Source organism: Janthinobacterium sp. P210006, assembly GCF_036231885.1.
GTDB classification, from domain to species: Bacteria; Pseudomonadota; Gammaproteobacteria; order Burkholderiales; family Burkholderiaceae_D; genus Janthinobacterium; species Janthinobacterium violaceinigrum.
Window position 1 is genome coordinate 448,297 of sequence record NZ_JAZARD010000001.1, and the last position, 23,558, is coordinate 471,854.

General features: G+C 66.0%; 15 protein-coding genes. 10 read left to right on the forward strand and 5 right to left on the reverse strand.

Translation table 11 applies throughout. The annotated features are described in order from the left end of the window. Positions 1 to 2 precede the first annotated feature (2 nt). From VPH41_RS02020 to VPH41_RS02065, 10 genes are all read left to right on the forward strand, one after another. Positions 3 to 1,448: an efflux transporter outer membrane subunit gene (locus VPH41_RS02020; protein ID WP_442906233.1), complete on the forward strand. Its 1,446-nt coding sequence runs from the start codon at positions 3 to 5 to the stop codon at positions 1,446 to 1,448. Between the two features lie 17 nt (positions 1,449 to 1,465). Further along, positions 1,466 to 2,539 (forward strand): HlyD family secretion protein, encoded by a 1,074-nt coding sequence (locus VPH41_RS02025; protein WP_328568803.1) that lies wholly within the window; start codon positions 1,466 to 1,468, stop codon positions 2,537 to 2,539. Continuing rightward, complete coding sequence (rbbA, locus tag VPH41_RS02030) at positions 2,536 to 5,283, forward strand: ribosome-associated ATPase/putative transporter RbbA (RefSeq protein ID WP_328568804.1); 2,748 nt, start codon at positions 2,536 to 2,538, stop codon at positions 5,281 to 5,283. Before VPH41_RS02025 ends, rbbA begins: the two co-directional genes overlap by 4 nt. Position 5,284: 1 nt before the next feature. Further along, entirely contained in the window at positions 5,285 to 6,409 is a 1,125-nt protein-coding gene (locus VPH41_RS02035; protein WP_152282809.1) for an ABC transporter permease, read from the forward strand. A gap of 48 nt (positions 6,410 to 6,457) precedes the next feature. Beyond that, positions 6,458 to 8,746 (forward strand): DUF3141 domain-containing protein, encoded by a 2,289-nt coding sequence (locus VPH41_RS02040; protein ID WP_442906212.1) that lies wholly within the window; start codon positions 6,458 to 6,460, stop codon positions 8,744 to 8,746. 9 nt (positions 8,747 to 8,755) lie between these two features. After that, a complete protein-coding gene (locus tag VPH41_RS02045) occupies positions 8,756 to 10,171 on the forward strand; it encodes a bifunctional enoyl-CoA hydratase/phosphate acetyltransferase (protein WP_328568805.1) in 1,416 nt (471 codons plus the stop codon). Further along, positions 10,168 to 11,385, forward strand: coding sequence for an acetate/propionate family kinase (locus VPH41_RS02050; RefSeq protein ID WP_328568806.1), 1,218 nt, complete (start codon positions 10,168 to 10,170; stop codon positions 11,383 to 11,385). The genes VPH41_RS02045 and VPH41_RS02050 overlap by 4 nt, the downstream gene beginning before the upstream one ends. A 215-nt stretch (positions 11,386 to 11,600) precedes the next feature. Continuing rightward, on the forward strand, positions 11,601 to 12,077 hold the full coding sequence (locus tag VPH41_RS02055) for a hypothetical protein (protein ID WP_070224288.1): 477 nt from the start codon (positions 11,601 to 11,603) through the stop codon (positions 12,075 to 12,077). A 164-nt stretch (positions 12,078 to 12,241) separates the two neighbouring features. Next, positions 12,242 to 14,578: a M43 family zinc metalloprotease gene (locus VPH41_RS02060; protein WP_328568807.1), complete on the forward strand. Its 2,337-nt coding sequence runs from the start codon at positions 12,242 to 12,244 to the stop codon at positions 14,576 to 14,578. A gap of 206 nt (positions 14,579 to 14,784) precedes the next feature. Beyond that, a complete protein-coding gene (locus VPH41_RS02065) occupies positions 14,785 to 14,952 on the forward strand; it encodes a hypothetical protein (protein ID WP_328568808.1) in 168 nt (55 codons plus the stop codon). On the opposite strand, the gene VPH41_RS02070 is transcribed toward VPH41_RS02065, so the two are convergent. The 5 genes from VPH41_RS02070 to VPH41_RS02090 all read right to left on the reverse strand — a co-directional run bounded on the left by VPH41_RS02070 (position 14,949) and on the right by VPH41_RS02090 (position 23,427). Continuing rightward, positions 14,949 to 15,185 (reverse strand): helix-turn-helix domain-containing protein, encoded by a 237-nt coding sequence (locus VPH41_RS02070; RefSeq protein WP_328568809.1) that lies wholly within the window; start codon positions 15,183 to 15,185, stop codon positions 14,949 to 14,951. The two genes, VPH41_RS02065 and VPH41_RS02070, sit on opposite strands and share 4 nt — an antisense overlap. Before the next feature lie 269 nt (positions 15,186 to 15,454). Continuing rightward, positions 15,455 to 17,809 carry a DNA topoisomerase IV subunit A gene (parC, locus tag VPH41_RS02075; RefSeq protein WP_328568810.1) on the reverse strand — a complete coding sequence of 785 codons (2,355 nt, stop codon included), beginning with the start codon at positions 17,807 to 17,809 and terminating at the stop codon, positions 15,455 to 15,457. Positions 17,810 to 17,857: 48 nt separating this feature from the next. Next, positions 17,858 to 19,708, reverse strand: coding sequence for a J domain-containing protein (locus VPH41_RS02080; RefSeq protein WP_328568811.1), 1,851 nt, complete (start codon positions 19,706 to 19,708; stop codon positions 17,858 to 17,860). A gap of 12 nt (positions 19,709 to 19,720) precedes the next feature. Next, positions 19,721 to 21,430 (reverse strand): molecular chaperone HscC, encoded by a 1,710-nt coding sequence (locus tag VPH41_RS02085; RefSeq protein WP_152282798.1) that lies wholly within the window; start codon positions 21,428 to 21,430, stop codon positions 19,721 to 19,723. Next, positions 21,430 to 23,427 (reverse strand): DNA topoisomerase IV subunit B, encoded by a 1,998-nt coding sequence (locus VPH41_RS02090; protein WP_152282797.1) that lies wholly within the window; start codon positions 23,425 to 23,427, stop codon positions 21,430 to 21,432. The genes VPH41_RS02085 and VPH41_RS02090 overlap by 1 nt, the downstream gene beginning before the upstream one ends. Between the last annotated feature and the right edge of the window lie 131 nt (positions 23,428 to 23,558).

Below are 23,558 nucleotides of genomic sequence, written 5' to 3' on the forward strand. Positions count from 1 at the left end.
TGATGACCATGGCTGTTCCCGTTCTACTCCCACGCGCCAGGATGGCCGCGCTGGCCGCCACGCTGGTCCTGGCCGGTTGCGCCTCGATGGCGCCGCCGTACGCACCGCCGCCGCTGCCCGTGGCGGCCCGGTATCCGGAAACCGATCCCGCCGGTGCGCAGGCTACCGATATCGCCTGGCAAGCCTACTTTGCCGACGCGCGCCTGCAGGCACTGATTGCGCAGGCGCTGGCCAATAACCGCGACATCCGCATCGCCGCCCTGCGCGTGGAAGAGGCGCGCGCCGCGTATGGCATCCAGCGCGCCGAGCAGTTCCCCACCATCGCGCTGGGCGCCTCCGGCAGCCGTGCGCGCGTGCCCGGTGACCTGAGCGTGACGGGCCGTCCCATGACCAGCGCGCAATACCAGGCGGGCTTGAACGTGAGCGCCTGGGAACTCGATTTCTGGGGCAGGGTGCGCAGCCTGAAGGACAGCGCGCTGCAAACCCTGCTGGCCAGCGACGAGGCGCGCCGCGCCGTCGGCGTGGCCCTGGTGGCGCAGGTGGCCAATGGCTACCTGGGCTTGCGCGAACTCGACGAACGGGTGGCGCTGGCGCGCGCCACGGTCGACAGCCGCGCCGAATCGCTGCGCATCTTCACGCGCCGCTTTGAGGTAGGTTCGATTTCCAAGCTGGACCTGACGCAGGTGGAAACCCTGCTCAGCCAGGCCCTGTCCCTGTCGGCCCAGCTGGAACAGGCGCGCGCCGTGCAGGCGCACGCGCTGGCCCAGCTGGTGGGCGGCGCCGTCGACCTGGCGCCGGTGGCGGGTGAGGTGCGCCGCTTCGATGACGCCAGCGTGCTGCAGCCGCTGCATGCGGGCCTGCCCTCGGCGTTACTGACGCAGCGTCCCGACCTGGTGGCGGCCGAGCACCAACTGCGCGCCGCGCAGGCCAATATCGGCGCCGCGCGCGCCGCCTTCTTCCCGTCGATTTCGCTGACGGCGGCCTACGGCACGGCCAGCGCGGAATTGAGCGGCTTGTTCGATTCGGGCAGCGGCGCCTGGAATTTCGCGCCGCGCCTGGCGCTGCCGATCTTCGACGCGGGCCGCATCCGCGCCAATATGGACCTGGCCGAGGTGCGCCGCGACGTGGCCGTGGCCAATTACGAAAAGAGCGTGCAGGGCGCCTTCCGCGAAGTGGCCGACGCGCTGTCGAACCGGCGCTGGCTGGCGCTGCAGGTCGATATCGGCAAGACGACCTTGGCCGCGCAGAGCGAACGGGCGCGCCTGGCCAAGCTGCGCTATGACAATGGCGCCGCGCCCTATCTGGAAGTGCTCGATGCACAGCGCGACTTGCTGACGGTCGAGCAGCAGCTGGTGCAGACGCGCCGCGCGCTGCTGTCGAGCCAGGTCAGCCTGTACGCCGCCCTGGGCGGCGGCGCGCCAGCTGCCGCCACGTTCACCAATAATTAAAAACGATTGCCGATACCATGACTCCACAACTGAAGAAAAAACTCGTTCCCGCCGCGCTGCTCGTGGCCGTCCTCGTGCTGGGCTTTGTGGCCTGGAAAAAAATGCGTCCCACGGGCCCCGGCGAAGGTTTCGTCAGCGGCAATGGCCGCATCGAGGCGACCGAGATCGATGTCGCCACCAAGCTGGCCGGCCGGGTCAAGGAGATCCTCGTGCGCGAGGGCGACTTCGTCAAGGCGGGTCAGCCGCTGGCCACCATGCAGGTCGATTCGCTGACGGCCCAGCGCGACGAGGCGCGCGCGCGCCAGCAGCAGGCATCCGACGCCGTGGTGGGCGCGCAGGCGCAGGTGGCCGTGCGCGAAAGCGACAAGGCGGCCGCGCTGGCCATGGTGGCGCAGCGCGAAAGCGAACTCGATGCGGCCAAGCGCCGCCTGGCCCGCTCGGAAACCCTGTCGCAGGAGGGCGCCTCTTCGGTGCAGGAACTCGACGACGACCGCGCCCGCGTGCGCAGCGTGGCCGCGGCCCTGAACGCGGCCAAGGCGCAGGTGACGGCGGCGCAGGCCGCCATCGACGCGGCCAGGGCGCAGGTGGTCGGTTCCCGTTCGGCCGTGACGGCCGCCGAGGCGACCACGGCGCGCATCGACGCCGACCTGGCCGATGGTCAGCTGGCGGCGCCGCGCGACGGCCGCGTGCAATACCTGGTGGCGCAGCAGGGCGAAGTGCTGGCCGGCGGCGGCAAGGTGCTCAACCTGGTCGATCTGTCGGACGTCTACATGACCTTCTTCCTGCCCGAGACGGCGGCCGGCAAGGTGGCGCTGGGCGGCGAAGTGCGCATCATCCTCGACGCGGCGCCCAATTACGTGATTCCGGCAACGATCTCGTTTGTCGCGGCCAGCGCGCAGTTCACGCCGAAAACGGTGGAAACGGCCAGCGAACGGCAGAAGCTGATGTTCCGCGTGAAGGCGCAGATCAGCCGCGAGCTGCTGCAAAAGCACCTGGCCCTGGTCAAGGTGGGCTTGCCCGGCGTGGCCTGGGTGCGCCTCGATGCGCAGCAGGCATGGCCCGCTGAACTGACGGCGAAGGTTCCGCAGTGAGTACAGCGGCCACTTCCTTTGTTGTCAGCATCAAGGGCGTCAGCCAGCATTACGGCAAGACGGTGGCGCTCGACGCCATCGACCTGGACGTGCCGGCCGGCCGCATGGTGGGCTTGATCGGTCCCGATGGCGTGGGCAAATCGAGCCTGCTGTCGCTGGTGGCCGGCGCGCGCGCCGTGCAGCAAGGTACCGTCGTGGCGCTGGGCGGCGACATGCAGGATGCGCGCCACCGCGACGACGTCTGTCCGCGCATCGCCTACATGCCGCAAGGCCTGGGCAAGAATCTGTATCCGACCCTGTCGGTCGAGGAAAACCTGCAGTTTTTCGCGCGCCTGTTCGGCCATGACGCGGCCGAACGCCGGCGCCGCATCGACCAGCTGACCCGCAGCACGGGCCTGCACCCGTTCCTGGCGCGCCCGGCGGGCAAGCTGTCGGGCGGCATGAAGCAGAAGCTGGGCCTGTGCTGCGCGCTGATCCACGATCCCGACCTGCTGATTCTTGACGAGCCGACCACCGGCGTCGATCCGCTGGCGCGGGCCCAGTTCTGGGACCTGATCGCAGGCATCCGCGTGCAGCGCCCGCAGATGAGCGTGATGGTGGCCACCGCCTACATGGACGAGGCGCAGCGCTTCGACTGGCTGGTGGCCATGGATGACGGCAAGGTGCTTGACACGGGCACGCCGGCCGAGCTGCTGGCGCGCACGCACAGCGACAACCTGGAAGCGGCCTTCATCAAGCTGCTGCCCGAGGCCAAGCGCGCAGGCCACCAGCCCGTGGTGATCACGCCGCTGGACGCTGCCAGCGCGCAGGACGTGGCTATCGAGGCCAAGGACCTGACCATGCGCTTCGGCGATTTCACGGCCGTCGACCATGTGAATTTCCGCATCGGCCGCGGCGAGATTTTCGGCTTCCTCGGTTCGAACGGCTGCGGCAAGTCGACCACCATGAAGATGCTCACGGGCCTGCTGCCGGCCACGGAAGGCAAGGCCTGGCTGTTCGGCAAGGAAGTCGATTCCAACGATATCGATACGCGGCGCAGGGTCGGCTACATGTCGCAGGCGTTTTCCCTGTACAGCGAACTGACGGTGCGCCAGAACCTGGTGCTGCATGCGCGCCTGTTCCACGTGCCGCCAGGCGAGATCCCGGCCAGGATCGATGAGATGGCGCAGCGCTTCGACTTGCGCGAGGTGATGGACGACTTGCCCGACAGCCTGCCGCTGGGCATACGCCAGCGCCTGTCGCTGGCCGTGGCCATGGTGCACAAGCCGGAAATGCTGATCCTCGACGAGCCCACGTCCGGCGTCGACCCGATTGCGCGCGACAATTTCTGGCGCCTGATGATCGAGCTGGCGCGGCGCGACCACGTCACCATTTTCATTTCCACCCACTTCATGAACGAGGCCGAGCGCTGCGACCGCATCTCGCTGATGCATGCGGGAAAAGTGCTGGTCAGCGATGCGCCGGCCGAACTGGTGCGCAAGAAGGGCGCGCCATCGCTGGAAGCGGCGTTCATCGCCTACCTGGAAGAGGCGGGCGGCGGCACGGCCGCGGCGCAGGAAAGCGAGGCCCCCGTGCAGACGGCGGCAGCGCCGGGGCCGCAGCAGGAGCATAAGCGCAGCCGCTTCAGCCTGGGACGCATGCTCAGCTACATGTGGCGCGAAACCCTGGAACTGCGCCGCGATCCCGTGCGCCTGACCCTGGCGCTGGGCGGCTCCGTGCTGCTGCTGTTCGTGATCGGCTTCGGCATCAGCCTGGACGTCGAAGACCTGAGCTACGCGGTGCTCGACCACGACCAGACGACCCTGAGCCAGAACTACACGAACAACCTGGCCGGCTCGCGCTACTTCGTCGAGCGCCCGCCCTTGCGCGACTATGCCGATATCGACAAGCGCATGCGCAGCGGCGAACTGTCGCTGGCCATCGAGATTCCGCCCGGCTTTGCGCGCGACGTACAGCGCGGCGCGCCGGCGCAGGTGGGCGCGTGGATCGACGGCGCCATGCCGATGCGCGCCGAAACCGTGCAGGGCTATGTGCAGGGCATGCACCAGCTATGGCTGGCGGACCAGGCCCTGCACCGCTACGGCATCAAGATGAGCAACCCCGTCGCCATCGAGACGCGCTACCGCTACAACCCCGACGTGAAAAGCCTGCCGGCCATGGTGCCGGCCGTGATTCCCCTGCTGCTGCTGATGCTGCCGGCCATGCTGGCGGCGCTGTCCGTCGTGCGCGAAAAGGAACTCGGTTCCATCATCAATCTGTACGTGACGCCCGTCACGCGCCTGGAATTCCTGCTCGGCAAGCAGGTGCCGTACGTGCTGCTGGCCATGCTCAACTTCGTGCTCATGGCGCTGCTGGCGGTCACCGCCTTCGGCGTGCCGATCAAGGGCAGCCTGCCGACCCTGATCGGCGCCACCTTCATCTTCAATATCTGCGCCACCGGCATCGGCCTGTTTGCTTCGACCTTTACGCGCAGCCAGATCGCGGCCCTGTTCGTGACGATGATCGGCACCATGATCCCGGCCATCCAGTTTTCCGGCCTGCTCAATCCCGTCTCGTCGATGGAAGGCGTGGGCAAGGCGATCGGCCTGATGTACCCGGCCACGCACATGCTCAATATCAGCCGCGGCGTGTTCAACAAGGCGCTGGGCTTTGGCGACCTGCACGCCTCGTTCTGGCCCCTGATCGTGGCGATCCCCGTGATCCTCGGCGTGACGGTGGCGCTGCTGAAGAAACAGGAGAGCTGATATGCGGCATCTTGAAAACATCTACCGCCTGGGCGTGAAGGAAATCTGGAGCCTGATCCGCGACCCGATGATGCTGATCCTGATCCTCTACACGTTCACCTTGGCCATCTACGTGGCCGCCACGGCCAAGCCGGAAACCCTGCACATGGCCTCGATCGCCATCGTCGACGAGGATGGTTCGCCCCTGTCCGGGCGCATCGCCTCGGCCTTCTTCCCGCCGCAGTTCACGCCGCCGGCCATGATCAACCAGAGCCAGGTCGATGCGGGCCTCGATGCGGGCCAGTACACGTTCGTGCTGACGATACCGCCCAAGCTGCAGGCCGACGTGCTGGGCGGGCGCCAGGCGGAGCTGCAGCTGAACGTGGACGCCACGCGCATGAGCCAGGCTTTCAGCGGCAGCGGCTACATCCAGCAGATCGTCGCCGGCGAAATATCCGAATTCGCGAAACGCTACCGGGGCGCGACGGTCTCGCCCGTGGAACTGGTGATGCGCGCGCGCTTCAATCCTTCGCTGAGCCAGGCGTGGTTTGGCTCGCTGATGGAAATCATCAACCAGGTGACGATGCTGTCGATCATCCTCACGGGCGCGGCCCTGATCCGCGAACGCGAACACGGCACCATCGAGCATCTGCTGGTGATGCCCGTGACGCCGGCCGAAATCATGCTGGGCAAGGTCTGGTCGATGGGCCTGGTGGTGCTGCTGGCCGCCGCCCTGTCGCTGAACCTGGTGGTGCGCGGCATGCTGCACGTGCCCATCGAAGGCTCGATCGCGCTGTTCCTGTGCGGCGCGGCCCTGCACCTGTTTGCCACCACGTCGATGGGCATTTTCCTCGCCACCGTGGCGCGCAGCATGCCGCAGTTCGGCATGCTGCTGATTCTCGTGCTGCTGCCGCTGCAGATGCTCTCGGGCGGCAGCACGCCGCGCGAAAGCATGCCCGAGCTGGTGCAGAACATCATGCTGATCGCCCCGACCACGCATTTCGTCGAACTGAGCCAGGCGATCCTGTACCGGGGCGCCGGCATCGACGTGGTATGGAAACCGTTCCTGGCCCTGCTGGCAATCGGCACGGCCCTGTTTACCTTCGCGCTGGCGCGTTTTCGCAAGACCATCAGCCAGATGGCGTAGGCCCGGCGCCGGAATGTTCCGGCGCCTGTTTGCATGAAAAGGATAGCCATGAAGATCGAATCTGCTCCATTTTTTTCCACCGGCGGCTTGCCGTCCCTGGGCATGCTGGGCGACTATGCACGCGACTCGTGGCAGCGCATCGTGCTGTATGCGGACGTGATGCGCCGGCGCGGCAACCAGTACCAGGAGCACCTGGCCGAGGAAGTGCCGAACGTGCTGGACTTTCCCGCCGAACTGGTGATGTCCGGCCTGGAGCTGGCGCGCCCCGTCAACTACGGCCTGGCGCGCATCCTGACGCCCGATGCGCCGCAGCCCGATCCATCGAAGCGCCCCTTCGTCGTCGTCGATCCGCGCGCCGGCCATGGTCCCGGCATCGGCGGCTTCAAGGCGGAAAGCGAGATCGGCGTGGCCTTGCGCGCCGGCCATCCATGCTACTTCATCGGCTTCCTGCCCGATCCCGTGCCGGGACAGACGGTGGAAGACGTGATGCACGCCGAGGCGGCCTTCCTGGAGAAAGTCATCGCCCTGCATCCGCTCAGCGAGGGTAAACCCGTCGTCATCGGCAATTGCCAGGCGGGCTGGCAGATTCTCATGACGGCCGCCATGCGTCCGGAACTGTTCGGCCCCATCATCGTGGCCGGCGCGCCCGTGTCGTACTGGGCCGGCTGGCATGGCCGCAACCCCATGCGCTACGCGGGCGGGCTGATGGGCGGCAGCTGGGCTACGGCGCTGGCGGGCGACCTGGGCAACGGACGCTTCGACGGCGCCAGCCTGGTGCAGAATTTCGAGAAGCTGAACCCGGCCAACACCCTGTGGACCAAGCAGTACAACCTGTACGCGAACATCGACACGGAAGCGCCCCGCTACCTGGAATTTGAAAAATACTGGGGCGGCCACGTGTTCCTCAACGACGTCGAGATGCAGTACATCGTCGACAATCTGTTCATCGGCAACCGCCTGGCCACGGCCGAACTGATCACCTCCGACGGCGTGCGCCTGGACTTGCGCAATATCCGTTCGCCCATCGTCGTGTTCTGCTCGAACGGCGACAACATCACGCCGCCGCCGCAGGCGCTGGGCTGGATCACGGACCTGTACCGCGACGACAACGATGTGCTGATGCACGACCAGACCATCGTCTACGCCGTGCATGACAGCATCGGCCACCTGGGCATCTTCGTCTCGGCCAAGGTGGGGCACAAGGAACACCAGAAATTCGCCAGCAATATCGACCTGATCAATCTGCTGCCGGCCGGCATCTACGAAGCGCGGATCGTCGACAAGACGCCCGACACGCCGAACGCCGACCTGGCCAGCGGCGACTACGTGCTGCAGGTCGAACACCGCGGCATCGAGGACGTGCGCGCCATCGTGCAGCCTAGCGTGGAAAACGACCGCAAGTTCGCCGCCGCCGCGCGCGTGTCCGAAGTGAACCTGGCGCTGTACCGCACGTTTGCGCAGCCGTGGGTGCGCGCCATGGTCACGCCGCAGTCGGCCCGTTTCCTGCAGCTGTCGCATCCGCTGCGCGTATCGTACGAGCGCTGGACCGACCACAATCCGCTGGCCAAGCTGGTGGCCAGGGAGGCGGAAAAAGTGCGCGCCCACCGCCAGCCGGTGGCGCCCGACAATCCGCTGCTGGCCATGCAGGAAGCCATCTCCGGCGCCATCACGGCCGGCTTGAACAGCTGGCGCGACTGGCGCGATACGGTGCAGGAAACCACCTTCGACCTGGTGTACGGCTCGCCCCTGGTGCAGGCGCTGACGGGACAAGCCATCGGCGACACTACGCCGCCGCGCCCCCATCCCGGCATCTCGCCCGAGCATTGCGAATACGTGCGCTGCGAAACGCGCAAGATGGACGAGGACATGCAGCGCGGCGGCCTGGTGGAAGCGGCCGTGCGCGCGCTGTTCTACATCTACCGCTTCCGCATGATCGCCGACGAGCGCCGCGTCAACCTGGCCTTGAAACTGATCAAGCCGCAGTACACGCAGGATTTCAGCATGGAGGAATTCCGCGGCATCGTGCGCCAGCAGGCGCGCTTGATGCTGCATGATTTCGATGCCGCCATCGCTGCCTTGCCGACCTTGCTGTCGCGTGCGGAACCGGATGCCATCGGCGCGCTGGGCGAATGGCTGCAGCAGGTGCTGCAGGTGCCCGAAGCGCCGACGCCGGACGAGGAAGCGAGCCTGCAGCAGATGCTGGAGGTATTCGACCGGGCCATCCAGGCGCAAGGCAAGGCGCTGCCGCCGGCCGCGCGCGCATCCCAGCCGGCATCGCAGCCTGCTTCCCGGGCCAAGGCCAAGGCCAAATCCGCCAAAAACATTACCCCTGCCTAGAAGACCACGATGACTACTATTCAAGACGATGATTTGCATATCGTGCGTAACCGCACCTTCGACCAGATCGCCATCGGCGACAGCGCCAGCATCACCCGCACCCTGAGCATGGACGATATCGCCCTGTTCGCGGTGATGTCGGGCGACGACAATCCGCAGCACCTGGACGCCGAATTTGCCGCCTCCAGCCGCTACCAGGGCGTCATCGCCCACGGCATGTGGGGCGCGGCCCTCATTTCCGCCGTGCTGGGCACGCGCCTGCCCGGCGCCGGCACCGTCTACACGGGCCAGACCCTGCGCTTCCTGCAGCCCGTGCGCGTGGGCGATACCCTGGCCATCAGCGTCACCGTCACGGCCCTCGAGCCGCGCAGCCGCCACGTGACCCTGGCATGCCGCTGCGTCAACCAGCATGGCGCCGTGGTGCTCGACGGCGAGGCGCAGGTGATCGCGCCCGCCGAACAGATCGAACGCCAGCGCGCCACCCTGCCCGAAGTGCGTCTGCACAACGGCGACGGCACGCGGCGCCTGCTGGAACATGCGCGTACCCTGGGCCCCATCAAGGTGGCCGTGATCCATCCTTGCGATGAACTGAGCCTGTCGGGCGCGCTCGACGCGCATGCGGCCGGCCTGATCACGCCCGTGCTGGTGGCGCCCCGCGCGCGCCTGGAGGCGGTGGCGCTGGAAGCTGGCCTGAGTCTGGCCGGCATCGCCATCGAGGACGTCGAGCATAGCCATGCGGCCGCCGCGCGCGGCGCCGAACTGGCGGGCAAGGGCGAAGTGGAGGCGCTGATGAAGGGCAGCCTGCACACGGATGAACTGATGTCGGCCGTGCTAGCCGCCAGCGCCGGCCTGCGTACCAAGCGCCGTATCAGCCACTGCTTCCTGATGCAGACGCCCGCGTATCCGCGTCCTTTCATCATCACCGACGCCGCCATCAATATCGCGCCCAACCTGGCCATGAAGGCCGACATCGTGCGCAACGCCATCGACCTGGCGCACGTGATCGGCGTGGCCCAGCCGCGCGTGGCCATCCTGGCTGCCGTGGAAACGGTGAACGCGGACATGCCGGCCACGCTCGATGCCGCCGCCCTGTGCAAGATGGCCGACCGCGGCCAGATCACGGGCGCCATCCTCGACGGCCCGCTGGCTTTCGATAACGCCGTCTCGATCGCCGCCGCCACCGTCAAGGGCATCGTCTCGGAGGTGGCGGGCCGCGCCGATATCCTGTTGGTGCCCGACCTGGAAAGCGGCAACATGCTGGCCAAGCAGCTCGAATACATGGGCGACGCGGACAGCGCCGGCATCGTGCTGGGCGCGAAGATCCCCGTCATCCTGACCAGCCGCGCCGACTCGCGCGCCAGCCGCATCGCCTCGTGCGCCATCGCCGTGATGCTGGCCAACCATTACCGGAGCACGCCGCCATGAACGCACCCGTGACACATGCAGACGGCACCCTGATCCTGGTGCTCAATTGCGGCTCGTCGAGCATCAAGTTCGCCCTGTTCGAACAGGCGGACGGCGTGCTGCCGCAGCAGGCGCAATGGAGCGGCAAGGTCGAAGGCATCGGCCGCGAACATGCCACTTACCGTGCCGGCGGACTGCCTGCCGTCCCGCTGCAGCTGGACCCGGCGCAGCCGCACCACGCGGCCCTCGAATACATCCGCGCGCAAGTCGTGGCGCAACTGGCCGGACGCCCGTTGCGCGCCGTGGCGCACCGCGTGGTGCACGGCGGCAGCAAGTATTTTGCCCCCGTGCGCATCGATTTTGCCGTGCTGGCGGACCTGAAAAGCTTCGTCCCGCTGGCGCCCCTGCACCAGCCGTTCGCCCTGGAGGCGATCGAGGTGCTGCTCGAATCGCGCCCCGATATCGCCCAGGTGGCGTGCTTCGACACGGCGTTCCACCACACGGTGCCGCAGGTCGAGCAGATGCTGGCCCTGCCGTACGATGCGTGGGAGCGGGGCTTGCGCCGCTACGGCTTCCACGGCCTGTCGTACGAATACCAGTCGCTGGTGCTGGAGCAGCGTTTCGGCCCCGTCGCGCGCGGCAAGGTCATCGTGGCCCACCTGGGCAGCGGCGCCAGCCTGTGCGCGATGGACAATCTGCACAGCGTGGCCACCACCATGGGCTTTTCCGCGCTCGACGGCCTGATGATGGGCACGCGCTGCGGTTCGCTGGACCCGGGCGCCGTCATCTACCTGATGGAAATCGAAAAACTGTCGCTGGAAAAAGTGGCGCACGTGCTGTACCACGAATCGGGCTTGCTGGGCGTGTCCGGCGTGTCGGCCGACCCGCCCGTGCTGCTGGCGCAGCAGGACCGGCAGGATGCCACGGGCGAGCGCATCCGCGCCGCGCTGGCCCTGTACATCCGCCGCATCGTGCGCGAGATCGGCGCCCTGACGGCCGTGCTGGGCGGGCTGGACATGCTGGTGTTTACGGCCGGTATCGGCGAGCACAGCGCGGAGCTGCGCCAGCGCATCTGCGCCGAGCTGGGCTTCATCGGTCCCGTGCTCGACGGCGAAGCGAACGCGCGCAACGCCAGCCGTATTTCCACCGATGCCAGCCGCATCGTGGTGGGCGTGGAACCGGCCAACGAGGAATGGGTGGCCGCCCGCCACGCGGCATTGGCCGTGTGCGCATGAGGTCCTGAACGCCGGCAGCGTGCTCAATGGAAAATTTGCCGAATTGCACATATTTTCCGTTGAGTGCGCTAACGCACTGTGTGGTTGCTGCTTTGTCTTTACTATGAAGTCATGCCATCGAGCTGCTGTCAACCACAGCCCGATGCCTGGCAAATTTGGAACATTTTGCCCGCCTTTAGTAAAAATAACTCGAATCCATATTGAAAGGTCTCATCATGAACAAATTACTCGCCGCTCTGATCGCCACCCTGTTTGCTACCGCTGCCTTCGCTCAAACCGCACCCGCAACGGAAGCGGTCGTGAAAGCCCAGGCTTCCGCACAAAAAGATGTCAACAAGGCTGCCGCTTCGGAAGCCAAGGTCGATGCCAAGGCTGACGCCAATGTCGCCAAGGCAGAAATGAAGGCCGACGAAAAGAAAGCCGACGCCCACCACAAGGCGAATAAAACCAAGGCCAAGGCCCACGACAAAGTCGTCAACGCCGATGCGGAAGACAAGCTGAAAGCGGAAGCCAAGGCAGACAAAACCGATGCCAAGGCCGATGCGAAAGCCACCAAGGCTGCCGTGAAAGCGAACGCCAAGGTCGCCAAGGAAAAAGTGGAAGCGAATGCCGACAAGGCCCTCGCCGCCACCAAGACGGAAGAAGCGAAGGCCAAGGCCGACGCTGAAGTCAAGGCTGCCGCCGCCAAGTAATTCCCCGTTTGCAGGCCCCGGCCTGCATGCCCAAAAAGACAGCTTCGGCTGTCTTTTTTTCGTCCGCGGCTTTTCGCGGCCGCCGCTTGCCAGCCTTGATCTGGCGCAAATGCTCCGCTTTTCGTCATGCCATAGTGAGCTGGCAAATAGACGAAGGAGACATCATGAGCACCGCTAAAACGAAAAAAGCACCGGCTACCGGTTCCGCCGAAGGCATGTCCGCCATGTCTTCCATGCAGGCGATGCCGGTCGAGGGCGACATCCATGCCGGCGTTGCCGCCGGGAGCAGCGACGCCGTGCCGGGGGCGCGCCTGGGCGTGTCATACGCGGACCAGCAGGCCGCCACGCATGCCGCAGCCGCAGCCGGAAGCATGCCTGGCGGTGGCATGCAGCAGGCATCGCAGGGCATGGCCGGCGCCAGTTGCATGCACGTGGGCGATGGCGGCGGCATGGGCGGCGACCGCGATGATGGCGGTGGCGGTGGCGGTGGCGGCATGGGCGGCGGCGGAGGGCAGGGCGGCGGCACGCCGCAGGTGCGCACCTGCGCCACGATGGATGTGCACCGCCGCCTGCTGACGGAAGATCCATCCTATGCGAGCGTACGCGCCGATATCGAAAACCTGGCCGGGCTCTATGAGGGCGGCGGCAGCGTCGCCGGACGTTCCGGCGTGACGCAGATACCGGTGGTGGTGCACGTGGTGTGGAACACGGCCGCGCAGAATATTTCGGATGCGCAGATCGCCAGCCAGATCGACGTATTGAACCGCGATTTCCGGCGCGTCAACCCGGATGTGAACGGCACGCCGGCGCCGTTCCTGCCGCTGACGGCCGATGCGCGCGTGGAGTTCGCGCTGGCCACGACCGATCCTCATGGCGCGGCGACCAGCGGCATCGAGCGGCGCCAGACGACGGTGGCATCCTTCGGCGCGGACGATGCCGTCAAGTCGCAGGCGACGGGCGGCATGGATGCCTGGCCGGCCGACAGCTATCTGAATATCTGGGCTTGCCAGCTGGGCGGCGGCTTGCTGGGCTACGCGCAGTTTCCCGGCGGTCCGGCCGCCACCGATGGGGTGGTGATCCTGCAATCGGCCTTCGGCACGACCGGCACGGCGGCGCCGCCGTTCCACCTGGGCCGCACGGCCACGCATGAAATCGGCCACTGGCTGAACCTGAACCATATCTGGGGAGACGACGGCACGGGCTGCTCGGGCACGGACAATGTGGCCGATACGCCCAACCAGGGCGGGCCGAACACGGGCCAGCCGTCGTTCCCGCATATTTCCTGCAGCAATGGACCGAATGGCGACATGTTCATGAACTACATGGATTACGTCGACGATCCCGCCATGTTCATGTTCACGGCGGGCCAGGTGGCGCGCATGCAGGCTTGCCTCGACGGACCGCGCGCCAGCATCGGTACCGGGACGGGCGGGACTGGCGGCACGGGCGCCACGCCGCGCCAGAGTTCCTCGCCCGTCGTGGCCTGGGGCGCGAACCGCCTCGACGTCTTCGTGCTGGGCACGGACCGCGCGCTCTACCACAAGGCCTGGAATGGCACGGCCTGGACACCCTCCGTGACCGGTTACGAAGGGCAGGGCGGCATCGGCACCAGCGCACCGCAGGCGGTTTCGTGGGCGCAGAACCGGCTGGACGTGTTTGTCACGGGCACCGACAGCGGCCTGTTCCACAAGTGGTGGAATGGCACGGCCTGGGGACCGTCCCTGACCGGTTATGAGGCGCTGGGCGGCTTGTGCGTGGGAGATCCGCGCGCCGTGGCCTGGGGGCCAAACCGCCTCGACGTGTTTGTCGTCGGCACGGACCGCGGCCTGTACCACAAATGGTGGAACGGCAGCGCCTGGGGACCGTCGCTGACGGGGTATGAAGCCATGGGCGGCATTTGCCTGGGCCAGCCGGAAGCCGTGGCGTGGGGAGCGAACCGCCTGGACGTGTTCGTCATCGGCACGGACCATGCCCTGTACCACAAGTGGTGGGACGGCACGGCCTGGGGGCCGTCGCTGACGGGCTACGAGCGCCTGGGCGGCATCTGCACTTCGTCGCCCAAGGCCGTGGCGTGGGGGCCGAATCGCCTCGACGTGTTCGTCACGGGCACCGATGGCGCCCTGTACCACAAGTGGTGGGATGGCGCGAAATGGGGGCCGTCCAACGATGGTTTCGAGCGCCTGGGCGGCATCTGCGTGGGTGAGGTGGAAGCCGTGTCGTGGGCGCCCAACCGACTCGACCTGTTCGTCATCGGCACGGACAGCGCGCTGTATCACAAGGCGTGGAACGGCAGCGCCTGGAGTCCGTCGCTGACGGGATTTGAGAACCTGGGCGGCATCAGCACCTCGCGTCCGCGCGCCACGGCCTGGGCGCCGAACCGCCTGGACGTGTTTGTCACGGGCACGAATGGCGCCCTGTTCCACAAGGCGTGGAACGGTACGGCCTGGTCGCCCTCCGTGAGCGGCTATGAAAGCCTGGGCGGCGTGGTATCGTGTTTCTGACGTTCATGTTTTAAACGGGAGGCGGCATGCACGGCATGACGATGGCTTTGCCCAGCGGTAGCTGGACGCATTCCTTCGAGGAAGATACGGACGGTATCGAGGTGTACCGGCCCACGGCTACATTCCCCTTTCCGCCCAGCCGCAAGGGGCGCAAGGTGCTGGAGTTCGGAAGCGGAACCGGGAACCTGGCAGGCGGGGAGGCGAGCATGACCAGCATGGCGCCCGGCCCCGATGACCGGCCCCGCGCCGGCCCCGTTGCCCGGCTGCGTCCGCTGGGCATGGGCCGCTATGCCGTTGAGGATGCCGCCGGGAAGCAGGACGTGATCGACATCGTCGAAGCGACGCCCGACGTGCTGCGCCTGTCGCGGCGCTAAGGCTCGCTGAGTTCGCCGGGCTCGCCGCGCAGCTTGTATGCGAGCGCCGTGCGGTTGCCCATGCCGAGTTTCTGGTAAATCGCATGCAGCTGGTTGCGGACGGTGGCCGGCGACTTGCCCAGTTCCCTGGCGATGCTTTTATACGGCAAGCCTTCGGCTGCCATGGCCGCGACCAGCCGCTCGGCCGGGGTCAGGCTGCCGCATGGCAGCGTGCCTGAAATATTGTTGCTCATCCCTGTACTCCTGTGTTGGGGCGGCATGCCGATGGCATGCCTGCAGGGATAACGGAGGCGGACGGGGAATATGCAAAATTATTGCAGGGCCGGTGACGCTGGCCGGAGCTGGAGCCGGAGCCGGAAGCCGGGACCGTAGCACGAGCCGAGGCAGGGACCGTGGCAGGGACCGTGGCCAGGGACCGTGGCCAGGGCAGGCGAAAAAAAAGACAGGCGAACCTGTCTTTTTCTGCACTGCGCACGGCCTCGCGGCCGACCCCGTCAGCTTATCAGCCTATCGCCGTCATCGAGACCGGTTTCAGCTTGGCTGCCAGCGCCTTGCCTTTCTTCGCGCGCTTGCCGAAGTGGTCGGCCAGGGCTGTGGCGCCCAGCGATGCATCCTGTGGCTTCGATCCCCGGCCGATGCCCGAGACCACCACGCCGCGCTGGGTGATCGGCTGCACGGCCAGCAGCTTGTCCTTGGCGTCCAGGTCGATCAGCTTGACGCCGGTGCCGCCCTTGGACAGGGTTTTCATTTCATCGAGGCCGAACACCAGCAGGCGCGCGCCTTCCGTCAGGCAGGCCAGGGCGCTGGCCGCCTCGGGGATGACCTTCGGCGCCAGAGGCACGTCGCCGTCATCGAGGGTGATGAAGGCCTTGCCGCCCTTCAGGCGGCTCGTCATGTCACCCGCCTTGGCGATGAAGCCATAGCCGGCGCTCGTCGCCAGCAGCAGGCTGGTGGCGCCATTGCCCGCAAAGTAATGGAGGATGCGCACGGCGTTGCCGGGCGTGCCGCCGCTCAGGTCGCACAAGGTCGTGATCGGCACGCCGTCGCCGCGCGCGTTGGGCAGCGCCGAGACGGGAACCGAGTAAATCTTGCCGTTGTTGCCAAAGCCCAGCAAAGTGTCCACCGTGCGGCACTCGAAGGCGCCATGCAGGCTGTCTCCTGCCTTGAAGGTGAATTGCGCCGTATCGTGGCCGATGCCGGTGCGCGCGCGCACCCAGCCTTTTTCCGAAATGATGACGGTGACCGGTTCATCGACCACCTTCTGTTCGGCCACGGCTTTCTGCGCTTCCTCGATCAGGGTGCGGCGCGCGTCGCCAAACTGCTTGGCGTCCGCTTCGATTTCGCGGATGATGGCGCGCTTCATCGAGCCCGGGTTGTCGAGCAGGTCTTGCAGCGACTTTTCTTCCTTGCGCAGCTCGGCCAGTTCCTGCTGGATCTTGATCGTTTCCAGGCGCGCCAGCTGGCGCAGGCGGATTTCCAGGATGTCGTCGGCCTGGCGTTCGGACAGCTTGAACGCTTCGATCAGGGCCGCTTTCGGTTCATCCGAATTGCGGATGATCTGGATCACCTTGTCGATATTGAGCAGGATCGCTTCGCGCCCTTCCAGGATATGGATGCGGTCCTTGACCTTGCCCAGTTTGTAGCCGGTACGGCGCGTGACGGTCTCGAAGCGGAAATCGATCCACTCGCGCAGGATGTCGCCCAGGCCTTTCTGGCGCGGACGGCCATCGCCGCCTATCATCACCAGGTTGATCGAGGTCGACGATTCCAGCGACGTATGCGCCAGCAGCATCAGCATGAATTCCGTCTGGTCCTGGTTCTTCGATTTCGGTTCGAACACCAGGCGCACGGGCGCGGCGCGGCCCGATTCATCGCGGATGGTGTCGAGCGAATTGAGGATCAGCGCCTTCAGGGCCACCTGGTCCGGCGACAGCGCCTTCTTGCCCAGCTTGATCTTCGGATTGGTCAGTTCTTCGATTTCTTCCAGCACCTTTTGCGACGAGGTGCCGGGCGGCAGTTCCGTCACGACGGCTTGCCACTGGCCGCGCGCCAGCTCTTCGATCTTCCAGCGCGCGCGCACCTTCATGCTGCCACGGCCGCTCGCATACATGTCCTGGATCTGCGAGGGCGGCGTGATGATCTGGCCGCCGCCGGGGAAGTCGGGGCCCGGCATGATGGCCATCAGTTCGGCGTGCGTGATCTTCGGATCGCGGATCATGGCCACCGCTGCCTTGGCCACTTCCGCCAGGTTGTGCGACGGGATTTCCGTGGCCAGGCCCACGGCGATGCCGGAAGCGCCGTTCAGCAGCACCATCGGCAGACGGGCCGGCAGCAGCTTCGGTTCTTCCGTCGAACCGTCGTAGTTGGGCTGGAAGTCCACCGTGCCCATGCCGATTTCATCCATCAGCAGCTTGGCGATCGGCGTCAGGCGTGCTTCCGTGTAGCGCATGGCCGCAGCGCCATCGCCGTCGCGCGAGCCGAAGTTGCCCTGGCCATCGATCAGCGGGTAGCGCAAGGAGAAATCCTGCGCCATGCGCACCAGCGCGTCGTACACGGACTGGTCGCCGTGCGGGTGCAATTTACCCAGCACGTCGCCGACCACGGCCGCCGATTTGCGCGGCTTCGCCGTGGAGTTCAAGCCCAGCTCGTTCATCGCATACAGGATGCGGCGTTGCACGGGCTTCTGGCCATCGCACACGTCGGGCAGGGCGCGGCCCTTGACCACGGAGATGGCGTAGTCGAGATAGGCGCGCTCGGCGAAGGTGGACAGGGTCAGCGCTTCGCCGTCGAATACCGGTTCATCCGGCTCGATCGGCTCAGGCTGGGCATCGTCAAATAAATTGGTTTGTGTGGACATGGCGCTTGTTTCGGTATTAAGTGGTTGCGGTGGAATTCGTGGAGCTGATTATGACAGCCCGGATTTGGAAAAGGACTTGCCGTACGTCAGATACATGTAGCGCAAGGTGAGATACAGCACGGCCACGGCCAGTTCGACGCTGTTATGCATCATGGGCATGGCGCGGACGGACGGCGCCTGGGCGGCCAGCAGAAAACTGCCGATCGATGGCGCCAGTACCAGCGGCCACATCGTCTTCCAGCGGAAATCGCTGGGAGAAAACAGCAAGCCCGCGCACGACCAGACATACAATGCGGCGCCGACGAGGGCGGCCGGCAGCTGCTGCACATGCAACTGCAGCAACAGGCCCGCGCAACCGATCAGCCACGCTGCGCGCAGGCGCGGCAAGAGCGCCTCGGGGAAGCGGCAATCGCCATACAGGCCCGTGGCGCTGCGCAGGGCCAGCGCGGCCAGGCAAAACATCAATGGCATGGCTTCGCCGATGGCCAGCGCCGCCGGACCTCTGCCGCTCATGAACATGCCGACGAACAGCGACAGGCCCAGGGACAGGAGCAGCAGCATGCCATGCAGCAGTTGGCGGTTCATCGCATAGGCAAGCAAGGCCGACGCGCACAAGCCGGCCGAGGCGACGAGGCGCATCGTGTCGCTGCGTTCGGGCAGGAAGAGCAGCAAGGCCAGCAGTACATAGGGCGCGATCCAGCCCAGCTGCCGCAAGCCTGGCCGCGCCCACAGCACGGGCAGGCGTTCCTGCAGCCCTTCCTGCAGCGCGTCCAGGCGCGTGAACAGCGGCGCCGGCCAGCGCAAGGCATGCACGGCCAGCAGGGCAAAGGCCAGCACCTGGAAACCCAGCAGGCTGGCATAGGCGCCGGTGTCGCCCAGCTTGAAACCGCCCGCATCGAGCACGCCGGCCAGCATGAAGTGCAGCACGAAACCCAGGCCGCCCGATGCCAGGGCCGTCTGCTTGAAATAGCGCTTGGAGAATACCGCCTGCTCCCATTGCTCGAACAAATCCATATCGAGCTTGTAGGCCAGCATTTCGGCATGCTGCCAGCGTATCGTCTGCAACAGCTCGCGCAGCTGCTGATTGAATTTTTGGTCGAACAGCTGGCGCGCATAGGCTGATGGCGCTTGCTGCGACATGATGCAGTCCAGGCCCGGATAGCTGTCGCGGTTGTCGCTGAAGTGGGCGAACGAGCGGTCTGCCCGGTAGCGCTGCACGGCAGCGCGTACCAGGTCGCCATGGCTGCGGCCCAGGTAGGCAAAATCGTGTTCCCAGCCCAGCTGCTCGAACAGGGCCTGGCGCAGCGGCAGGTCGTAGCCGGCGCTGGCGCAATAGCGCAGCGCGCACAGGTCGAATTCCTCGCGCACGTCAAGGTTGAGCAGTTCCTCGCGCTCCAGGAAGCCGGGCAGCAGAGCGGCCCCGTTGCGGCGCCGCGTCTGCTCCAGGAATGCCTGCCACAGGCTGGCCGCTTCCTGGACCGGGTCGATGGCGACCACGCCCCATTGTTCCGGCGGTGGCGCCAGTGCTGGCGCGGGTTCTGCTATCACGCCCCACAGTTCGGCGCCCGTGTCTTGCGCGGCGTGGTCGACGATGCCCCACAGATCGGCCGGTTCCGCGGGCGCCGCTTCGGCCTGCTCGGTTTCGACGCGCGCAGATTCGTCCGTCGCTTCAGGCGCCGCCACGGGCGCCGTATGTCCTTGCTCCTGCAGGTCGGCGGCAAACAGGTGCGCGTGGCGCAGCGCATATTCATACGCGTCGCGCAGCTCCTGGAAGGCGGCCGGATCGTCGTCGGGACGCGTCACCTTCAGGCGTTTCGCATACGCACGCTTGAGGGCGCGCTCGTCGCCGGTCGGCTCCGTGTCCAGGATATCCCACAGGCTGCGCTGCTCGTTGTGCATGCCGCCGTCCATCTACAAAAAGCTCTCGCTCTCGACCTGGCGCAGCACGTCATCCAGTGCCTGGCGCGCCTTGCGGATGGTGCTCGGGTCCTGCGTCTCCAGCGCCGCCTGGAAATTGGCCGTATGCGCGGCCAGGTACTGGCGCACGTCGCCCAGCGACTGTTCGTACAGGCGGTCGGCGCGCGTGACCAGGGTGCGGTTTTCCAGCTGCTCGCGCGGGTGGATCTTCAGGTCGGCCAGTTCAAGAAAGCGCTGCTCGATCTGTTCCGGCGTCATCACGCCCGCGTTGTCGCTGATGACCATCTTGTGCTTTTCCTGCGTGGCCAGCACCGTCACTTCCGCTTCCAGCACGCCGCTGATGTCGTAGGTGAAGCGCACGTCGATGCCGATCTCGCCCGCCTTTTTCGCGGGAATCGGGAAGCTGATCTTGCCGAGGAAGACGTTGTCGGCCACCAGGCGCGATTCGCCCTGGAAGATCGCCACGTTGATTTCCTTCTGGTTGTCGTAGATGGTGGTGATGTTTTCCGTGCGCGAGACGGGCACCACGGAATTGCGCTCGATGATGGGCAGGTAATGTCCGCCTTCGTACTGGTTCGCGCCGACCTGGCGTGAAATCGAAATGCCCAGCGAATACGGCGCCACGTCCGTCATGACCACTTCATCGAGGGCGGCGTCGCGCATCTTCAGGCCCGCCTGCACGGCAGCGCCCAGCGCCACGGCTTCGTCCGGGTCCAGGTGGATGGCGGGGAAGCGGCCGAACATGCGCGACACCAGCTTGCGTACCAGCGGCATGCGCGTGGCGCCGCCGGCCAGCACCACTTCATTCAATTCCGCGGCGCGGATGGTGGCGTCGCGCAGCGCCCGTTCGACGGGCAGGCGCAGGCGCGCCAGCAGCGGTTCGCACAGCTGCGCCAGCTTGTCTTCGTTGATCTCCCAGCTGTATTCCTTGTCCTGGTAGCGCGTGGCCATGCGCACGGACGGCTGTTCCGACAGCAGGCGCTTGACGCGCTCCGCTTCATCGCGCAGCAGCTGCTGCTGGCGCGGGTCGAGCAGGCGGCTGCCGACGGCGTCGCGCAGGCCGCTGCCTTCCAAAAAGGCGTCGACCAGCACGGTGACGAAGTCTTCGCCCCCTAAAAAATTGTCGCCGGCCGAGGCGCGCACTTCCATCACGCCTTCGAACAGTTCCAGGATCGACACGTCGAAGGTGCCGCCGCCCAGGTCGAAGACGAGGAATTTGCTTTCCTGTTCCTTGTCGCGGATGCCGTAGGCCAGCGCGGCGGCCGTCGGTTCGTTCAGCAGGCGCTCCACGCGCAAGCCCGCCAGTTGGCCGGCGATGCGCGTGGCCTTGCGCTGCGCATCGCTGAAATACGCGGGCACGGTGATGATGGCTTCCTCGACCTTGTGGCCCAGGAAGGCTTCCGCATCTTCCTTCAGCGCGCGCAGTACCATCGACGACAGCTCTTCCGGACGGAATTGCTGCGTGCCGAGGGTGATTTTCTTTTCGCTGCCCATGTAGCGCTTGAAGACGGCCGCCGTCAGCTGCGGGTGCGTCTGCAGGCGCTCGCGCGCGGCGCGGCCCACCAGCACGGTGCCGTCGTCATCGATGCTCACGCACGACGGCGTCAGGTGTTCGCCCAGCGCATTCGGGATGATGGAAGCCTTGCCGTCGCGCCAGATGGCGACCAGGCTGTTGGTGGTGCCCAGGTCGATGCCGATGATCATCAGATATCCGCCTCCGCCTCATTGCCGTGTTCCTCGATCCAGGCACGGCGTCCTGCGGCCTCGCCCTTGCCCATCAGCATATTGAAGCGGGCGGCGGACGTCATGTGGTCGATTTCACCGAGCGTGACGGGCAGCAGGCGGCGCGTGTCCGGGTTCATCGTCGTTTCCCACAGCTGCTCGGCGTTCATCTCGCCCAGGCCCTTGAAGCGCGAGATCGACCAGGCGCCCTGTTTCACGCCTTCCTTGCGCAGCTTGTCCTCGATGGCCAGCAGTTCGCCGTCGTCGAGCGCGTAGATTTTCTGCATTGGCTTCTTGCCGCGCGCCGGCGCGTCCACGCGGTACAGGGGCGGACGGGCGATGCAGATGTGGCCCTTGTTGATCAGCGCGGGGAAGTGCTTGAAGAACAGGGTCAGCAGCAATACCTGGATGTGCGAGCCGTCCACGTCCGCATCGGACAGGATGCAGATCTTGCCGTAGCGCAGACCGGACAGGTCGGGCGTGTCGCCGATGCTGTGCGGGTCGACGCCGATGGCGACGGCAATATCGTGGATCTCGTTATTGGCGAACAGGCGGTCGCGGTCCGTTTCCCACGAGTTCAGGACCTTGCCGCGCAGGGGCAGGATCGCCTGGAATTCCTTGTCGCGGCCCATCTTGGCCGAGCCGCCCGCCGAGTCGCCCTCGACGAGGAACAGTTCATTGCGCGCGATGTCCGACGATTCGCAGTCCGTCAGCTTGCCGGGCAGGACGGCCACACCCGAGGATTTCTTCTTTTCCACTTTCTGCAGCGAGCGCTGGCGCGATTGCGCCTGCTTGATCACCAGTTCGGCCAGCTTCTTGCCATAGTCGACGTGCTGGTTCAGCCACAGTTCCAGCGGCGGCTTGGCGAAGGTCGAGACCAGGCGCACGGCGTCGCGCGAATTGAGGCGTTCCTTGATCTGGCCCTGGAATTGCGGGTCCAGCACTTTCGCCGACAGCACGAATGAAGCGCGCGCGAACACGTCTTCGGGCAGCAGTTTCACGCCCTTGGGCAGCAGCGAGTGCATTTCGACGAAGTTTTTCACGGCGCCGAACAGGCCGTCGCGCAAGCCCGATTCGTGCGTGCCGCCATTCGAGGTGGGAATCAGGTTGACATACGATTCGCGCACGATGGCGCCTTCTTCCGTCCATGCCACCACCCAGGCGGCGCCTTCGCCTTCGGCAAAGCCTTCCGAGTCCGGGCCCGCATATTGCGCGCCTTCGAACAGGGGAATCAGGGTTTCGCCATTCGAGACCTGCGCCAGCGATTCGGTCAGGTAGCCGCGCAAGCCTTCCGCGTACAGCCAGGTCTGCGTATCGCCCGTTTTCGCGTTGGTGAGCGTGACGGTGACGCCGGGCAGCAGCACGGCTTTCGAGCGCAGCAGGCGTTGCAGCTCGGTTTGCGAGATGTTCGGCGAGTCAAAATACTTCGCGTCGGGCCAGGCCGTCACGCGCGTGCCGGACTTCTTGCCGTCGCGCGGGGCGGGGCGCGAATTCAGCGGTTCGATCACGTCGCCATTGGCAAATACCATGTGGTGCAGGCCGTTGCCGTCGCTTTCCTTGCGCCAGACGGTGATTTCCAGGCGCGTGGACAGCGCATTGGTGACGGACACGCCGACGCCGTGCAGGCCGCCCGAGAACGCGTAGGCGCCGCCCGAACCCTTGTCGAACTTGCCGCCCGCGTGCAGCCGTGTAAACACGATTTCCACCGTCGGCACGCCTTCTTCCGGGTGCAGGCCGACGGGAATGCCGCGGCCATTGTCTTCCACGGTGATGCTGCCATCCGTGTTTTGCGTGACGGCGATATGCGTGCAATGACCGCCCAGCGCCTCGTCGGAGGCATTGTCGATCACTTCCTGAATGATGTGCAGCGGATTTTCAGTGCGGGTGTACATCCCCGGGCGCTGCTTGACGGGTTCCAGTCCTTTCAGGACACGGATGGATGATTCGCTGTAGTCGGATGCTGGTTTTTTAGTGGCCATACGTGTTCAAGCTAATAAAGACAGTGGTTGGAACGCCAGGCCAGGGCACTGCATGGCGCAATGACAGCGGCGGCGATAGCTGTATGAATATACAGTATATCCCGTCCAGCGTCACTGGGGGAGGGCAGTGC

What these genes read in the sequence shown, in the direction of transcription:
- VPH41_RS02020 (WP_442906233.1), top strand. Translation starts at nt 3, where the DNA reads ATGACCATGGCTGTTCCCGTTCTACTCCCACGCGCCAGGATGGCCGCG.
- VPH41_RS02025 (WP_328568803.1), top strand. Translation starts at nt 1,466, where the DNA reads ATGACTCCACAACTGAAGAAAAAACTCGTTCCCGCCGCGCTGCTCGTG.
- VPH41_RS02035 (WP_152282809.1), top strand. Translation starts at nt 5,285, where the DNA reads ATGCGGCATCTTGAAAACATCTACCGCCTGGGCGTGAAGGAAATCTGG.
- VPH41_RS02040 (WP_442906212.1), top strand. Translation starts at nt 6,458, where the DNA reads ATGAAGATCGAATCTGCTCCATTTTTTTCCACCGGCGGCTTGCCGTCC.
- VPH41_RS02045 (WP_328568805.1), top strand. Translation starts at nt 8,756, where the DNA reads ATGACTACTATTCAAGACGATGATTTGCATATCGTGCGTAACCGCACC.
- VPH41_RS02050 (WP_328568806.1), top strand. Translation starts at nt 10,168, where the DNA reads ATGAACGCACCCGTGACACATGCAGACGGCACCCTGATCCTGGTGCTC.
- VPH41_RS02055 (WP_070224288.1), top strand. Translation starts at nt 11,601, where the DNA reads ATGAACAAATTACTCGCCGCTCTGATCGCCACCCTGTTTGCTACCGCT.
- VPH41_RS02060 (WP_328568807.1), top strand. Translation starts at nt 12,242, where the DNA reads ATGAGCACCGCTAAAACGAAAAAAGCACCGGCTACCGGTTCCGCCGAA.
- VPH41_RS02065 (WP_328568808.1), top strand. Translation starts at nt 14,785, where the DNA reads ATGACCAGCATGGCGCCCGGCCCCGATGACCGGCCCCGCGCCGGCCCC.
- VPH41_RS02070 (WP_328568809.1), bottom strand. Translation starts at nt 15,185, where the DNA reads ATGAGCAACAATATTTCAGGCACGCTGCCATGCGGCAGCCTGACCCCG.
- parC (WP_328568810.1), bottom strand. Translation starts at nt 17,809, where the DNA reads ATGTCCACACAAACCAATTTATTTGACGATGCCCAGCCTGAGCCGATC.
- VPH41_RS02080 (WP_328568811.1), bottom strand. Translation starts at nt 19,708, where the DNA reads ATGCACAACGAGCAGCGCAGCCTGTGGGATATCCTGGACACGGAGCCG.
- VPH41_RS02085 (WP_152282798.1), bottom strand. Translation starts at nt 21,430, where the DNA reads ATGATCATCGGCATCGACCTGGGCACCACCAACAGCCTGGTCGCCATC.
- VPH41_RS02090 (WP_152282797.1), bottom strand. Translation starts at nt 23,427, where the DNA reads ATGGCCACTAAAAAACCAGCATCCGACTACAGCGAATCATCCATCCGT.